This window comes from Pseudomonas sp. RIT-PI-a (assembly GCF_001187875.1).
Taxonomy (GTDB): domain Bacteria; phylum Pseudomonadota; class Gammaproteobacteria; order Pseudomonadales; family Pseudomonadaceae; genus Aquipseudomonas; species Aquipseudomonas coleopterorum.
The window spans coordinates 39,877-54,521 of record NZ_LGIR01000012.1 but is presented as its reverse complement, the minus strand read 5'-3'; the positions used below and the strand labels follow the sequence as shown (position 1 = coordinate 54,521).

The window sequence follows — 14,645 nt, the reverse complement described above, 5'->3', positions numbered from 1 at the left end:
TTGAGCCTGAGCTCTTGGGTAGACGACCAAAACGGTCTATTGATAGAAGCGCGCGCCGCGCAACAGTTCAGGATATTTTTTCAGCCTTGCGTGGTGCCTTTGGCTGCATGCCACGATCTGCGATTGAACGCACGGATGCCACAGTGCTCTTAGAACAAGCTTTGCAAGAAGGAAGAGCGCAAGCGCCCTTGAAGACAATGAGTTGACCCAATGCGTATCCTGTTGATAGAAGACGATCCAATTTTGGCGCTGTTGGCCGAGATAGCGCTGGAGGAAGATGGCCACGAGATCATCGGCCCCGCGTATGACGTGGCCGGAGCGCTGTTGCTGGCGCAGACCCATGGCATCGACATTGCATTCGTCGACATCAACCTGGACGGTCATGACGAGGGCGTAGGCTTGGCGCAGACGCTCTACGAACAGTTCAATATCCATTCGCTGTTCGTCAGTGGCCAGATCGACGTGGCCAAGGCCAACAGCGGCTACGCGCTCGGGCTGTTGTCCAAGCCCTACAGCCCCAATGACCTGTCACGCAGCGCCCACATCGTGCATGCGCTGGTTCAAGGTGAACTGCCCTTGAACCGACCGCTGCCAGTGCCCTTGAAGCTCTTTACCGAATCGCGCGGCCTATATGGAAAGAAACATGAGTGAACCCACGGATGTCTTGCGCCCTGGAACAGGACTGGGTGAAACCGAGTTCCGCGAGTTGGCCGACAACGCGCCGGTCCTGATCTGGCGTGCCGGTGTCGACAAGCAGTGCGACTGGTTCAACAAACCCTGGCTCGACTTCACCGGCAAGACGCAGAAGCAGCTCTGCGGATACGGCTGGAGCGACGACGTGCATCCCGACGATCTGGATCTTTGCACCCGCAATTATGAACAGGCGTTCGATGCCCGAGTGTCCTTCAGCACGCCTTACCGCCTACGCCGACACGACGGCTGCTACCGCTGGTTCCTCGACCACGGCGCACCGTTCTACCGCCAGGGCGAATTCGCCGGTTACTTCGGCAGTTGCACCGACATCACCGCACAGAAAGAACTCGAGGCCCATCAGGACGTGCTGGTCTCCGAGCTCAATCACCGCGTCAAGAACAACCTGCAACTGATCATCGCCTTCTTGCAGATGTCCAAGCTACGCGCCCAGGGCGACGAAGCGCGGCAACTGCTCGAATCGGCCATTGCGCGCATTCAGGGCGTTGGTACGGTGCAGGCCGAATTGTATCGCAGCGCTTCGGGCACCGTAGACCTGGCCCATTACCTGCCGCACTTGATCAGGGCGTCGATCGAAGCCGAGGGCAATGACCGCATCCATTTCAGTGTCGACGCCGACAGCGCCTATGCGCCTTTCAAACTGGCATCGGACCTGGGCCTGATCGTCAATGAACTGGTCGCCAATGCCATCCGCCACGGCAGCCAGCCCACCACGCAGATCCAGTTTTCACTCAAGCGCCTGCCCAGCGGCGAGCTGCAACTCAAGGTACGCGACCGTGGCCAGGGCTTCACCGCAACCCAGCTCAGCGATGCTGGGGCCGCGGCGCCCAAGCTCAGTGGCCAGGGCCTGATCGGCGCACTGGCCAAACGCTGCGGCGCAGTCCTGCACCGCAGCAACGCGGGCGGCGCCGTGGTGACGTTGACCTTGCCGCATCCCTAGCTTGCGCCGTTGACCTCGTCGTGGTGTTTAGTGCTTCAAGCCCAATCAGCATGACCGACCAGGTGGATGAATCCGGCATCGCCTTGTGTGAGTCCAGCAGATTCCTCGGAGTTGGCGATAGTGAATGCGACCTGTCCACGGCTCGTACCTGCGTCCAGCAAGTTGACCCAATGGGCGAGACCTCCAGCGTCGCTGCCTCTGTCGAGGACATTGTGATACAGCTTTTCGACAAAGGCTGCATTGCTGGCATTGGGCAGGCTTTGGGAGAATTCGGCAGATTGCACAAAACCATCCGCAACCTGGGCACCGGCTCCGCCTGAGGCGCTCTGGGAAAGCCAGGACTTCAGGCCTTCGATGTCGGGGGCACGACCCAGAATGGTATACAGACGACCAATGCTTGCCTGCGCCGAGTCGAGAACGAACAGTTCGCGATCTGTGAAATCGAGAACATTGAAGCCATTCAGGTCGAAGTGCGCAGCAGCTCCCGTCGCACGACTGACCGATAGGGTGTCGTTGTCGAGCGCGCTGATCGTGTAGGCCGATGCAGCGTCGTTGAAAATAAAGGTGTCGATACCGGCCTTGCCAGCCAGGTGCGAAACCGCATGACTGTCGAGGATGACCTCCTGCTCACTGATCTGATCATCCCCCGCCGTGCCGGTGGCAACCCCCTTACCCACTGCCATATCCAGAGTGTTCCAGGCGTTATGAGCCACGATCCTGATGAACCCCGTCTCGCCCTCGGAGAGGTCATGGCTCTCGCGCGAATTCAGGAAGCCATCAGCGACCGTTGCTCGACTCACACCCGCCTGCAGCAGAGCGTTCCAGGACGACACACCTGATGCTTCACCTGTGCGATGCAATACAGTCTGATAGAGATCAAGGACAAAATCCTTGTCACCCAGCAAGCTGTAGCGCTGCATCGCTTCGGTGGAATTCAGAAAGGCATCGCGAATCTCTGCATCCGAAGTGCCCATCGCCTGCTGCGTCAGCCAGTGATTCAAACCCTGATAATCGGGCGTCCGACCGAACAGTGAGTAGAGCCTGGCAACGTCGGCCTGATCCTCGGTGAGCGCGATGTGATGTGTATCCATCCCGAAACTCAACGAAACAGTGGCGTCACTCTCGGTGTTGAAGGCGCCATACCGGCTGCGAAAAGCCATGAGCAGCTCGTCAAGATTGGCAGTGCGGTCGCTGAAAGCCAGCTTTTCGACGCTTGAAAGTGTGTCCACATCGAACGTTTGCGCATCATGAACGCTGAGGGTGCCATCACTCACGAGCGCGGCATCGTAGGGTGCGAAGTAGCGCGCGCCCGTTTGGCCATACACAGCGGTGTCGATGCCGTTGCCGCCGTTGAGGATGTCCGAGCCCGACCCACCCACCAGCCGATCGTCGCCATCGCCGCCCTGCAACTGGTCGTTGCCTGCGCCCCCATCGAGAACGTTTTCACTGCCATTGCCGATCAGCGTATCCGCGCCGGCACCGGTGATGGCGCTCTCGATCACCGTACCGCGCGCGATGGCGACATTCGATAAACCGCCGTATACGCTGGAAAACGCTTCACTTCTCAAATCGACCGTCTGAGCCCCGCCATAGGCGCTGACATCGATTCTGTCGTTGCCGCCTGAATCGTAGATCGTGCCCACCAGGCCAGGCACGAAGACGGTTCCGGCCTTGATGTCAGCGTTGTTCAAACGGTAGGTATCGTCACCCGTGCGGGTAGCGGCGGTGCCGTACAGCGACTGGATGGCGACGATATCCGCCAGCATCGGCGTGACGACATAGCCGAAAGAGGCATTGGAATAGGTATTCTCGTCCTGACTAAAATAGGACATCACCGAGTATTTCCAGCTGTCCTCTTGATAGAAAGCATTGTTGGGAAAGGACGCGCTGCCGTTGTAGTTGCCCGCATGACCCAACCCCAGCGCGTGGCCGATTTCATGAATGTAGGTTTGCACATAATACCAACCGTAATTCACCCAATCGGAAGCGATGTTGACGCTGCTGTCCGAGATGATGCTCCCTGCATAATTGGAATTGGCGTACGCGCCGCTTTTGTTTTCGCTGAAATTGATCGCACCAGCAGCGGTGGTTTCCACAAACTTGAGGCCACTGACGTTGGTCCAGGTCTGCAGCGCATATTTGGCAACAGCCTGAGCGTTTGCGCTCAAACGGGTCAGGTTGACGGTGAGCGACTCACCAGCGTGGACATTGAAATGATGCTGGGAGCCGCCGTAAGCGTCGCGCCAAAAGCCATCGGTCAGGTAGCTGGCCTGCTGGTCCAGCGTCAGGTGCTCAAGTTTAGCCTGGCTGATGGCTGTGTGTTTACTCACCTCTTGGCCGATCACTCCTTGGACCCAGAGTTGGGTGAGTGAATCGCACATCGAACACATGTAGAAACTCCGGGGCGAGGCAGGCCTTGCCAAGTCAATGACACAAGAATCAGGTATGAATGGGTGATGAGTTCAAGCCGCTGAGCACGCTTTGAAAGCAGGCGTCATGACCTTCACGCGCGTCCGACCCGCCTTGGTCTTGACGAGGGTGCTGCTCTTCGGGAAGGCACGGCAGGGCGCGGTCGAAGACCTTCAACGCCTATTCCTGACGACGTTATCGGCATGTTGTCCGGCGACTGAAGCGATTTTTCCAGGAGTCGACCAAATACATCTGGGAGAAGCTTGGGAAAGCGCTCTGGCGGGTCAGGCGCTGTCAGCAGGTTGGACTGGGAGCTGTCACGCCCCCTTTTCTGTGAGTGCTGCGGCCCTACAGCGGGCTGCCTTCGTCGGTCTTGATCAGCCCGGCCAGAATGTCGCTGCCATCGCTCTCTGCAAGCTGTGCATACCATTCCCGGGTTTCGTCAGGCATTTCGCCGTGGATGATCGCCGCCCGTTTGCGCGCCTTGGTCACCAGGCTAGCCACCCGATCAGCTCGCGCCGACTCATAGGCTGCCAGCGCAGCCGTCGGCGTGCGTTCGCGTTCGATGCAGCGGGCGAGCACCCAGGCATCCTCCATGGCCTGGCAACCGCCCTGCCCTATGTTCGGCGTCATGGCATGGGCCGCATCGCCCAGCAGGGCGACCCGTGTACTGACCAGATGGGGTACTCGCGCGGTGTCGTGGATTTCCACACGGGCCACGGCTGCGGGGTCCAGGCGCTGCAAAAGACGCTGAACCGGCTCGGGCCATTGCGCGAAATGCTGCTCCAGTTCCGCGCGATAGTGCTCACGAACGTTCGGTGTGCCGGCTGGCAACGGCACGTCGAAGAAGAAATACAGTTCATCGTTGCCCATGGGCATCAATGACACCCGCTTGTGCTCACCCACGTACTGAATCCATTCATCGGCAGGCGCCAGGTCCGGCGACGCCTTGATCCGGCCGTTCCAGTTGACGTAGCCACAATAGCGTCGGGGAACCGGCTCCCCGGCAATGGTATCGCGCAGCAACGAATGGGTACCGTTGGCAGCGATCAACAGATCGGCCGTTACCGTTTCACCCGTCGACAACCTGACCTGCACGTCCGTCTCGTTTTCCTCATAGTCCACGCACGCCACGCCTAGCGTCACGTTCTGCATCCCGACCGCTTCCAGCAAAATGTTTTGCAAACGCGCCCTGGCGATGGGAAACGCCCGGCGTCGAGCGTACGTGTACAAGGGCTGCAGGTCGAACCGCGTGAGCAAGTGGTCCTGATGATCGCTGTAGCTCATGCTCTGCATGTGCCCGCCAGCCTGCTCGATGGAGTCGCCCAGGCCAAGCGCATCCAGCACGCGGACACCGTTGGGCCAGATGGAAATCGCTGCGCCGACGGGGGCGAGTTCTGCCGCACGCTCGTAGAGGTGCACCTGATGGCCGGCCTGCTGCAAGGCTGCAGCTGCGGTCAAGCCGCCCATGCCGGCGCCGGCAATGACGATGTTCAAGGATTCCATGGTCTCTCCGCTGAGATCGGGTTTGCCAATCACCGTGCAAAAAGCTGACCAAGTGATCAGGAACCGTCAATAGCGTAAATCACGCCTGCCGGTGCAGCGAAGGCGGCCCATGATCGGCGTCAAACCAGTGCGGCATTGTTGAATGCGCACCGGTTTGCAGCATCGAGACTCAACGCAAAAGGTTGTTCTTTGCCAGGTTCACCAGCTCCTTGGCGCGCCCGTCAAGCACCGCGCGCATCATGAACAAGCCAAAGCCCTTGACGTTGGCCGCGGTGATTTCCGGCGGCATGATCAGCTCCTGACGTTCGCTGACCACGTCCACCAGCACCGGTCCATCGTGCTCGAACGCTTCGACCAGGGCCGCGCGCAGATCCTGCGGCTTCTCCACGCGAATACCCTTGATGCCCATGCCTTGGGCGAACGTGGCGAAGTTTGGATTTTTCAGCTCGCAGCCAACGTCCACCAGACCACTGGCCTTCATTTCCATCTCGACGAAACCCAGGGTTCCATTGTTGAGCACGATCACCTTCACCGGCAGGTTGGCTTGGCTCAGGGTCAGGAAGTCCCCCATCATCATGCTGAAGCCACCATCACCGGACATCGATACAACCTGACGCTGCGGGTACGCCGCCTGAGCGCCGATGGCCTGCAACATGGCGTTGGCCATTGACCCATGGTTGAAGGAGCCGATCAGGCGGCGCTTGCCGTTCATCTTCAGGTAGCGCGCGGCCCAGGCCGTGGGCGTGCCCACGTCGCAGGTGAACACAGCGTCCTCGGCTGCCAGCTCACTGACCAGCCGGCTGACGTATTGCGGATGGATGATGGTGCTGTTCGGACCGCTCTCGGCGAGGTCGTCGAGGCCCTTGCGCGCGCTGTCGTAGTCCGCCAGCGCCTTGTTCAAGTGCATGGTGTCCGTGCGCTCCTCCAGCCGTGGCAACAGTTGCTGCACGGTGTGCTTGATATCACCGATCAAGCCGATGGCCAGCGGGCAACGGTTGCCCAAGGCTTCAGGCTGCAGGTCGATCTGAGCGATGCGCGAATGTTCGGGAAAGAACTGCCGATAAGGGAAGTTGGTACCCAGCATCAACAGGGTCTCGCACTCTTTCATGGCATTGAAGCCGGAGGCGAAGCCGATCAAACCAGTCATGCCCACATCGTAGGGGTTGTCGTACTCCAGATGTTCCTTGCCACGCAGCGCATGCACGATCGGCGCCTTGAGTCGCTTGGCCAGGGCGACGACTTCGCTGTGGGCGCCTGCGCAGCCAGCACCGCACAGCAGCGTCACGCGCTTGCCGCCGTTGAGAAACTGGGCAAGTTCGTCGATTTGTGCGGGCTCGGGCACCACGACCGGCTTCGGTGGTGCGATCCACTGGCTCACCGTAGCTTCAAGTGGGCTCAATGCCACGTCACCCGGAATCACCACCACCGCCACACCGCGGCGACTGATCGCCACGCGCATGGCGCGCTCGAGAATCTGCGGCAATTGCTCGGCACGCGACACCAGCTCGACATAGTGGCTGCAGTCCTTGAACAGTGATTCCGGGTGCGTCGCCTGAAAGTAGTCGATACCGATTTCACTGCTGGGAATATGCGCCGCGATGGCCAGCACCGGCACACCGCTGCGGTGGCAATCGAACAGGCCATTGATCAAGTGCAGGTTGCCCGGGCCACAGCTGCCGGCACACACCGCCAGTTCACCGGTAAGGTGGGCTTCGCCACCGGCAGCGAACGCACCGGCTTCTTCATTGCGCATGTGTATCCAGTCCAAACCGCCCAGCCGACGCATCGAATCGGTAAAACCATTCAATGAATCGCCGACGACGCCATAGACGCGCTTGACGCCGGCTTGCTTGAGAGTATTGACCATGAAATCGGCTGCGGTAGGCATTCGGCGCTCCTTCGAAATATAAGTTCAAGGATCTGAGTGCCGGGCTGCCGACGGTGTTCCAACCGATTTATTAACAAAAAGATAGGTTGGGGGTTCGCTGATGTCTAAGCGCAGACCTTTAAGCTCGGCTTCTAAAGGGCAGCCGCGCTGAGCGAGAGAGGTGTTCAAATGCAAGAAGGCCCGACGGATGCCGGGCCTTCTTAATAAGCGTTAGCGAAAGCTTGAACGAACTATCAGTTCAGCAATTCCGCTGGCACGGTGCCGCCGTTTTCGGCGAGCTTTTTCATCACAGCCGAATGCAACCAGATGTTCATGGCCGCGGAGTCATCGGTCGAACCGGTGTAGTGCAATTCTTCGGCAAGTTCCTTGCGAGCGGTCAGACTGCTGTCCAGACCCAGCAGTTTCAGCAAATCGACGATCGAAGTTCGCCAGTTCAGCGTCTCACCGTGATTGGCGGCCAGCGCTTCGAGTTTTTGAGCGACATCCACCTGGGTAATCGGCGCAGCCGAAGGCTGGTTGGTCACGGTGGTGGTTGGCGAGGCACCTGGCGCCGGGGCGGCAGGGGTTTGCGTAGAAGCGTCTGCGTCCGGAACCGCGTGCTTGCCGATACCCAGTTTCTCGAGGATGCTGCTAAAAAAGCTCATTTCGTATCTCCAGATTTCTTGGCTGCTGCCGTGGATTCGACAGCCTACTTAAGACCTGACCCCCCGGGTTGCCGAAAAGTTTTATCGAATCGGCGACATTCCCCACACCCACCCTCCTAGAGAGGTGAATTAAAGTGTTAAAACACGTTATTTAGTTGTGGCGTGAATGCGCGTACTGCGCCAGAATCCTTCCTCGATACCTTTACCGTTCTTATCCACGATCCATACCACGATCCATGCCTGGGGATACCAATGTCCAAACTTGCTGAATACCGTCAACTCGAACGTCATCTGGCCGAACAACTTGCCGCACTCGAAGCCATGAAAGGCGACAAGGGTCTGGAACAGGAAATCGAGTTCGAAACCAAGTTGCGTGCGTTGTTGGGCGAATACAATAAAAGCCTCAAGGACATCGTTTCCATTCTCGATCCGCAGCATGGCGGCAAATCGACCAAGGCCCCTGCCGCACCCGAGAAGGCAACCCGCAAGCCGCGCTCCTTGAAGACCTACAAAAACCCGCATTCGGGTGAAGTCGTCGAAACCAAGGGCGGCAATCACAAGACGCTGAAAGAATGGAAAGCCGAATACGGTTCCGACACCGTCGAAAGCTGGTTGAGCTAGGGTCTGTTTGAAAAGTCTTGAGACGAAGGTCAGGCAAGGCGAAAACAGCCGAGGAAGCGGAGTTTACGGGTTGTAAATGAGCATTCCGAGGCTGTTTTCAACGCAGCATCACCGAGTATCAAGGCTTTTCACACAGAGCCTAAGTCACACCCACCGGCAAGCGGGACCACGCGGCCCGCTTGCCGGACTGCCCCTTCCCTTCCGATACCTCTCCCTTTCGAAGATCGCCGATGTATCCCACCACGCCCGATGGACGCTATTTCGTAGTACGCGGTCGACTCTGGCGCTGCAGCAATCCTGCCCTTCCCGAAAACGTGCGCCAGCATTGGGTCAACGCGCTGATGGATGCCCGGCGCGCCGTCAAGGCTGCCAAACACGCCGAAGATCCCCAGGCGCTGAAACAGGCGCGTGCGCAGGTCGACGCTGCCAAGCAGGCCTTGGGCGAACGGGGCGAAGTGTGGTGGACCGACGGCAGCGCCGACATGAATCGACGCATGGCGCGCAATACCGTTTATGCAGATTGGTACGCGGGGCTGGATGAGGCATCGCTGAAGTAGCGCGCCACGGCAAGGCTGGACCGCGCCGAGACTACCCCGGCGCGGCATACAGCGATCAAACGCTGACGGTGGGTACGCCATCCATCAGCTTTTCCAGGGTGATCGGCAGGTTGCGCACCCGTTTGCCCGTGGCATGGTAGACCGCATTGGCCACCGCCGCCGCCAAACCGGTCACACCAATCTCACCGACCCCACGCGCACCGTACTCGTTGAGGTTGTAGTCCGGGTAATCGAGCAGAATTACATCGATCTCCGGCTGGTCGGCATGCACCGGCACTACATATTCGGCATAGTTGTTGTTCACCGGCATGCCATTGCGCTCGTCGTAGTCGGTGGACTCGAACAACGCCATGCCGATGGCCATGACGATCGCCCCTTCGACCTGATTACGCGCGGTCTTGCCGTTGATGACCTTGCCGACGTCGATGGCGCTGACCACACGAGACACCCGCAGGCGCGAGATGCCCGGATCCCAGCGAACCTCGACGAAATGCGCGCCGAACGAACTGAAAGCGTGCTTCTTGGTGTCGGCCATGCCGGTATGGGCCTCACCCTCGGCACTGGCGATCTTGAGCCTCTTCAGCACTTCGGCGAATTCCAGGCTGGTCGAGCCATCCTGCAGACGACCGTTGCTCACCGTGATCGCTTCCGCCTTGGCATTGGGCAACCCGCCCTCCTCGGAAGCGGCAAAGCTCTTGAGTTGGGTAAGCGCTGCACGGGTGGCCTCGGCCACGGCGGGCAGTGCGCTGGCCGTCATCCAGGAGCCGCCGGAAACCGGCGCGGGTGGATAGGACGAATTACCCAGCTCCACCGTGATCCTGTCCAAGGGCAGACCGGTGATGTCGCTGACGCACTGGGCAAGTACCGTGTAGGTACCGGTGCCGATGTCCTGGCCACCGCAATACACCACGGCACGGCCGTCGGCCGTCAGCGAAACCCGTGCTTCGCAGGGCGTGCGGAAGGCATCCCAGTTGCACTGTGCCATGCCGTAGCCGACGATTTCATGGCCATCGCGCATGCTGCCGATACCGGGCTTGCGATTGGCCCAGCCAAAACGTTCCGCACCTTGAGCCAAGGCTTCGCGCAGATGGTTGCCCGACCAGGGCAGGTTTTCCTGCTCGTTCTGCTCGGCCCAGTTCAACTGACGGAACGCCAGCGGGTCCATCTTGCAGCGCTCGGCCAGCTCGTCGATGGCCGACTCCAGCGCGAACAGACCAGGTGCCGCCCCCGGCGCACGCATCGAGGTCGGTGCCCCGCGGTTGACCTGGACCGTGCCATGGGTGACCTCGACATTGGCACACGAATACAGGCTGGCACTCATGCCCCCGCAGTTCTCGACGTACTGGTCGCCAATGCCAGTGGTGTTGAGCGATTCATGCCGCAGGGATACCAGCTTGCCCTTGCCATCGGCGGCCAGGCGCATGCGCTGCCGGGTTTCTGGACGATGGCCCACGGTGGTGAACATCTGCGCCCGTGGAATCACCAGTTGCACGGGGCGACCGACTACCTTGGCAGCGGCGCAGGCCGCGACCGAGTGTGGCCAGATCCACAGCTTGCCGCCGAACCCCGAACCAATGAACGGCGCGCGAACTTCGACGCGTTCGGTCGGCAGACCGAAAATCTGCGCCAGTGTGTTGCGATGAACTACTACCGACTGGGTCGATTCGTACACCACCAACTTGCCGTTGTCCCACATGGCCACGGTGGCGTGCATCTCCATCGGGTTGTGGGTTTCCACCGGCGTCGTGTAGGTGGCGTCGACCGTCTGTGCACCACCGTCGAACGCACCGGCCGGATCGCCGCGCTTGTGACCCTGCCCACCATCGGCAGCCGCCTTGCGCTTCAGACCCTGCTCCAGATTGGCTGCGGCGGCACTTTCGCTGTAGCTGACCTTGACCTTGTAGGCCGCCTCACGGGCGTGCTCGAACGTGTCGGCCACCACCAGCGCCACGAACTGCCCGGCATAGCGCACCACGTTGTCTTCGAAAGGCAACCGTTTTTCGTCGGTACGCGAGCCCGACAGCACGCCGGCCAGGGAAAACGGCACGGGCGAGGTATGGAACGCCTGGGGAAAATTGCCGTGGTGCAGAATTTCCAGCACGCCGGGCGAGCGCCGTGCAGCATCGATGTCCAGGGACTTGATCGAGCCACTGGCTACGGTGCTGTAGACACCGTAGGCGAAAACCATGCCCTTGGGCTGATGGTCGGCTGCATAGTGCGCGGCACCGGTGACCTTCAGGCGACCGTCGACGCGGCGTGGGGATGCCCCCATGATTGACTCGCTCATGCGATGGCTCCTGTGCCCAGTGTGGTGAGGTTGCGCACGATGGCCTGCTGCCCCAGCGGGATCTTGTAGGCATTGTGGGCATACGGCTTGGCGCCTTGCAGGGCAATGGCTGCGGCCTTGGCAAAATTCTCCGGGGTCGCCGCCGCGCCACGCAGCGCACGCTCGGCTTCGAGCGCACGCCACGGCTTGGTGCCGACGCCGCCCAAGGCAATGCGCGCCTCACGGATGACCTGACCGTCCATCACCAGGATCACCGCGCTGGAGGCCAGAGCGAACTGGTAGGAAGCCCGATCACGCAGCTTCAGGTAGGCAGATTTGCCGCCCGCCAGAGGCGCGTTCAACGTGACGTGCGTGATCAATTCGTCAGGCTGCAGGGCGTGTTCTTTCCAGGGCGTCGCGCCAGGCAGCAGATGGAAGTCCTGGAAGTCGATTTCCCGTTTGCCGTGGGGGCCCTGCACCTGAACGGTGGCGCCGATCGCCGCCATGGCTACGCACATGTCCGACGGGTGGGTGGCAATGCACTGATCGCTGGTGCCCAGCACTGCATGCACGCTGCGGTTGTGTCCGCCGATGGCAGCGCAGCCGGATCCGGGTGTACGTTTGTTGCAGGCAGAAACGCCGTCGCGGAAGTAGTTGCAGCGTACTCGTTGCATGACATTGCCGGCCGTGGTGGCCTTGTTGCGCAGTTGCGTGGTGGCTCCCGACAGCAGTGCCTGGGACAACACCGCGTAGTCGCTCTTGATGCGCGGATGATTGGCCAACCCGGTATTGGTGACCATGGCCCCGATGCGGGTGCGACCGTCACTCAAGGTCTCGACCTGATCCAGCGCCAGGGCATGCACATCGATCACTCGATCGGGCTGCATGATGTCGATCTTGACCAGATCGAGCAGCGTCGTGCCACCGGCCAGAAACGCCGTGGCTTCATTGCGGGCATGGGTGGCAACGGCCTGTTCGGGGCTGGTTGCGCGGGTGTATTCCAAGGCTCTCATCAGCTGGCTCCCTGTACTTTGCCACGGGCATCCTGCACGGCGGCGAGGATGTTCTTGTACGCGCCACACCGGCAGATGTTGCCGCTCATGGCTTCGCGCACGCTGGCGTCATCGGCACCGATGTTCGGGTCCTTGATGATCGCCGCGGCCGTCATCATCTGGCCCGAGGTGCAGTAACCGCACTGAAACGCGTCGTGGGCCCAGAAGGCTTCCTGAATGGGATGCAACTGACCATTGCGCTCCAGCCCCTCGATGGTGGTGATTTCGTCACCCTGATGCATGGCCGCCAGAGACAGGCAGCTGTTCACCGGCTGGCCATTGATGTGCAAAGTGCAAGCGCCGCATTGGCCATGGTCACAGCCCTTCTTGGTGCCGGTCAGCTGCAGGCGATCGCGCAGCACATCCAGCAGCACGGCATTGCCTGGCACATTGAGCGTGTGCGGCTGGCCGTTGACCTTGAGCGTGATCCGCTGCTCGCCCTTGGCCAGCGGCTTTTCGCTGTCATCGATGGGCGCCAGCTGCGCGGCCTGGGCCCAGACCGGCGCGGTCGCAGCCGCCATGCCCGATATGCCCATGGTCCGCAGAAAGTTGCGGCGCGACGGCGTGGTCAGTTCCTTGAACAGCTCGCCGGAGCCTTCGGGATCTGAGGAAGTCTTTTCGGTCGGATCGGTCATGTAGCGGTCCTCATCTATTTTTTTATGTCACGAATCACGGTCTTGCTGTGCCTAGTGCAGACATCTGAAGGGCACCATTGGTTGATGTCGTACGTCAGGTCGGTTCGCGGTTTGGTTTCAAAGCGTGTCGCACGTCACGCGCCATCGATGGGACTGTGTAAATCAGAGGCTCGCGAACGCAATCAGCACAAAGACTTTCAGTATGCATTCGCCCACAACCAGGCCCTTGCCCAATCGAAGCGCGTTCTTGCCTATTCCAATGAAAGAATCCAATGAAAGAAAGCCGGCCTAGCCCTCGCCACGCAGGACAGCGATGTCACGCTTGGGCGGCGCGCCGAACAGACGCCGGTATTCGCGACTGAACTGTGATGGGCTCTCATAGCCGACCTTGAACGCCGCGCTGGATACGTCCTGATGTTCATTGAGCATCAAACGCTTGGCTTCGTTGAGCCGAAGCCATTTTTGATACTGCAACGGACTCATCGAGGTGAGCTGCCGGAAGTGGTGATGAAAGGTCGGAGTGCTCATCTGGACCTTTGCCGCCAACTCTTCGACACGCAGCGGCGACGTATAGTTGAGTTTCAACCAATCGATGGCCCTGCCGATTCGATACCCCTGCCCATCCACCGCAGTGATCTGCCTGAGCCTTCCGGTCTGATCGCTCTGCAGCAGGCGGTAGTGAATTTCACGCTGTATCAACGGCGCCAGTACCCCAATGGATTCCGGCTCATCGAGCAACGCCAGCAAACGCTCCAGCGAACCGAGCATCTGCACGGTCACCGACCCGATACCCACGCCCCTGACCCTGCCCCTGACCCGGGCCCGATCGCGGGCTGCGGGCAGATCGCTCAGCGCGATCAGCTCGGCGAGCATGCGCACATCCAGCCTCAACGTCAGCCCCAGGCAGGGCTTGTCGCGGCTTGCGACGAGCACTTCGGAGTTGGCCGGCAGATCCAGAGACGTGATCAAGAACCTCGACGTGCTGTATTCGTAGCCCTCCCCGCCTACCCACAGACGCTTCTCGCCCTGCGCCACCAGGATGATGCTCGGCTCCACCATGCAGGTCACCGGCGGTGCGGGATGATCACGTCTGAAAAGCCCGAGGCCGGGAATGTTCGTGGGGTAATCACCTGGGCTGGCAATGCGCGAACCGATCATGCGGGCCAGCCTTTCTGGCGCCGATACCGGCTGGAAAACTGTGTCGACTGTGTGGGTCATATGCACCTCGGGCTCCTGCAGTGACTTTAACCCGCGCTTGACTGTTCGTCCTGCCTCGCCCTGAACACTCATCGAATCAGGCAAGTAATCCAGTGAAATGCGCTACAGACCGTCTCATGAGCGCAGGAGAATGCACATCCGAACACTCATTGGAGAGGCAACATCGGATGGAAAGGTCTCCGAAACCTGTTATTCAGT

At 60.3% G+C, this 14,645-nt stretch carries 12 protein-coding genes; 4 read left to right on the top strand and 8 right to left on the bottom strand.

From position 1 onward, the window contains the following. Positions 1–210 precede the first annotated feature (210 nt). Positions 211–651 carry a response regulator gene (locus tag AC788_RS06635; protein WP_049859879.1) on the top strand — a complete coding sequence of 147 codons (441 nt, stop codon included), beginning with the start codon at positions 211–213 and terminating at the stop codon, positions 649–651. Beyond that, entirely contained in the window at positions 644–1,651 is a 1,008-nt protein-coding gene (locus tag AC788_RS06630) for a sensor histidine kinase (protein ID WP_049859878.1), read from the top strand. Before AC788_RS06635 ends, AC788_RS06630 begins: the two co-directional genes overlap by 8 nt. Before the next feature lie 35 nt (positions 1,652–1,686). Here AC788_RS06630 and AC788_RS06625 read toward each other — a convergent pair whose 3' ends face one another. The 4 genes from AC788_RS06625 to AC788_RS06610 all read right to left on the bottom strand — a co-directional run bounded on the left by AC788_RS06625 (position 1,687) and on the right by AC788_RS06610 (position 8,098). Next, positions 1,687–4,041, bottom strand: coding sequence for a DUF4214 domain-containing protein (locus tag AC788_RS06625; RefSeq protein WP_049859877.1), 2,355 nt, complete (start codon positions 4,039–4,041; stop codon positions 1,687–1,689). Between the two features lie 367 nt (positions 4,042–4,408). Continuing rightward, entirely contained in the window at positions 4,409–5,566 is a 1,158-nt protein-coding gene (gene hpxO / locus AC788_RS06620) for an FAD-dependent urate hydroxylase HpxO (RefSeq protein ID WP_049859876.1), read from the bottom strand. Between the two features lie 169 nt (positions 5,567–5,735). After that, positions 5,736–7,454, bottom strand: a complete 1,719-nt coding sequence (gene poxB, locus AC788_RS06615; RefSeq protein ID WP_049859875.1) for a ubiquinone-dependent pyruvate dehydrogenase — start codon at positions 7,452–7,454, stop codon at positions 5,736–5,738. A 233-nt stretch (positions 7,455–7,687) separates the two neighbouring features. Then, positions 7,688–8,098 carry a DUF3597 domain-containing protein gene (locus AC788_RS06610; RefSeq protein ID WP_049859874.1) on the bottom strand — a complete coding sequence of 137 codons (411 nt, stop codon included), beginning with the start codon at positions 8,096–8,098 and terminating at the stop codon, positions 7,688–7,690. A 252-nt stretch (positions 8,099–8,350) separates the two neighbouring features. Here AC788_RS06610 and AC788_RS06605 point away from each other — a divergent pair, with 252 nt between their 5' ends. Together AC788_RS06605 and AC788_RS06600 are read left to right on the top strand one after the other, a co-directional pair. Then, complete coding sequence (locus AC788_RS06605) at positions 8,351–8,719, top strand: histone-like nucleoid-structuring protein, MvaT/MvaU family (protein ID WP_049859873.1); 369 nt, start codon at positions 8,351–8,353, stop codon at positions 8,717–8,719. Positions 8,720–8,949: 230 nt separating this feature from the next. Beyond that, complete coding sequence (locus AC788_RS06600; RefSeq protein WP_049859872.1) at positions 8,950–9,276, top strand: hypothetical protein; 327 nt, start codon at positions 8,950–8,952, stop codon at positions 9,274–9,276. 55 nt (positions 9,277–9,331) lie between these two features. Here the strand turns inward: AC788_RS06600 and AC788_RS06595 are convergent, their stop codons facing one another. From AC788_RS06595 to AC788_RS06580, 4 genes are all read right to left on the bottom strand, one after another. Further along, positions 9,332–11,563, bottom strand: a complete 2,232-nt coding sequence (locus tag AC788_RS06595; RefSeq protein WP_049859871.1) for a xanthine dehydrogenase family protein molybdopterin-binding subunit — start codon at positions 11,561–11,563, stop codon at positions 9,332–9,334. Beyond that, a complete protein-coding gene (locus tag AC788_RS06590) occupies positions 11,560–12,555 on the bottom strand; it encodes an FAD binding domain-containing protein (protein WP_049859870.1) in 996 nt (331 codons plus the stop codon). The genes AC788_RS06595 and AC788_RS06590 overlap by 4 nt, the downstream gene beginning before the upstream one ends. Next, positions 12,555–13,130: a (2Fe-2S)-binding protein gene (locus tag AC788_RS06585; protein ID WP_236690495.1), complete on the bottom strand. Its 576-nt coding sequence runs from the start codon at positions 13,128–13,130 to the stop codon at positions 12,555–12,557. The genes AC788_RS06590 and AC788_RS06585 overlap by 1 nt, the downstream gene beginning before the upstream one ends. Before the next feature lie 387 nt (positions 13,131–13,517). Beyond that, positions 13,518–14,447, bottom strand: coding sequence for an AraC family transcriptional regulator (locus AC788_RS06580; protein ID WP_049859868.1), 930 nt, complete (start codon positions 14,445–14,447; stop codon positions 13,518–13,520). Positions 14,448–14,645 lie beyond the last annotated feature (198 nt).

Excerpts from the sequence above, each read along its gene's own strand:
- AC788_RS06600 (WP_049859872.1), top strand. The coding sequence starts at position 8,950 with ATGTATCCCACCACGCCCGATGGACGCTATTTCGTAGTACGCGGTCGA.
- AC788_RS06635 (WP_049859879.1), top strand. The coding sequence starts at position 211 with ATGCGTATCCTGTTGATAGAAGACGATCCAATTTTGGCGCTGTTGGCC.
- hpxO (WP_049859876.1), bottom strand. The coding sequence starts at position 5,566 with ATGGAATCCTTGAACATCGTCATTGCCGGCGCCGGCATGGGCGGCTTG.
- AC788_RS06605 (WP_049859873.1), top strand. The coding sequence starts at position 8,351 with ATGTCCAAACTTGCTGAATACCGTCAACTCGAACGTCATCTGGCCGAA.
- AC788_RS06610 (WP_049859874.1), bottom strand. The coding sequence starts at position 8,098 with ATGAGCTTTTTTAGCAGCATCCTCGAGAAACTGGGTATCGGCAAGCAC.
- AC788_RS06590 (WP_049859870.1), bottom strand. The coding sequence starts at position 12,555 with ATGAGAGCCTTGGAATACACCCGCGCAACCAGCCCCGAACAGGCCGTT.
- AC788_RS06625 (WP_049859877.1), bottom strand. The coding sequence starts at position 4,041 with ATGTGTTCGATGTGCGATTCACTCACCCAACTCTGGGTCCAAGGAGTG.
- AC788_RS06630 (WP_049859878.1), top strand. The coding sequence starts at position 644 with ATGAGTGAACCCACGGATGTCTTGCGCCCTGGAACAGGACTGGGTGAA.
- AC788_RS06580 (WP_049859868.1), bottom strand. The coding sequence starts at position 14,447 with ATGACCCACACAGTCGACACAGTTTTCCAGCCGGTATCGGCGCCAGAA.
- AC788_RS06595 (WP_049859871.1), bottom strand. The coding sequence starts at position 11,563 with ATGAGCGAGTCAATCATGGGGGCATCCCCACGCCGCGTCGACGGTCGC.
- AC788_RS06585 (WP_236690495.1), bottom strand. The coding sequence starts at position 13,130 with ATGGGCATATCGGGCATGGCGGCTGCGACCGCGCCGGTCTGGGCCCAG.
- poxB (WP_049859875.1), bottom strand. The coding sequence starts at position 7,454 with ATGCCTACCGCAGCCGATTTCATGGTCAATACTCTCAAGCAAGCCGGC.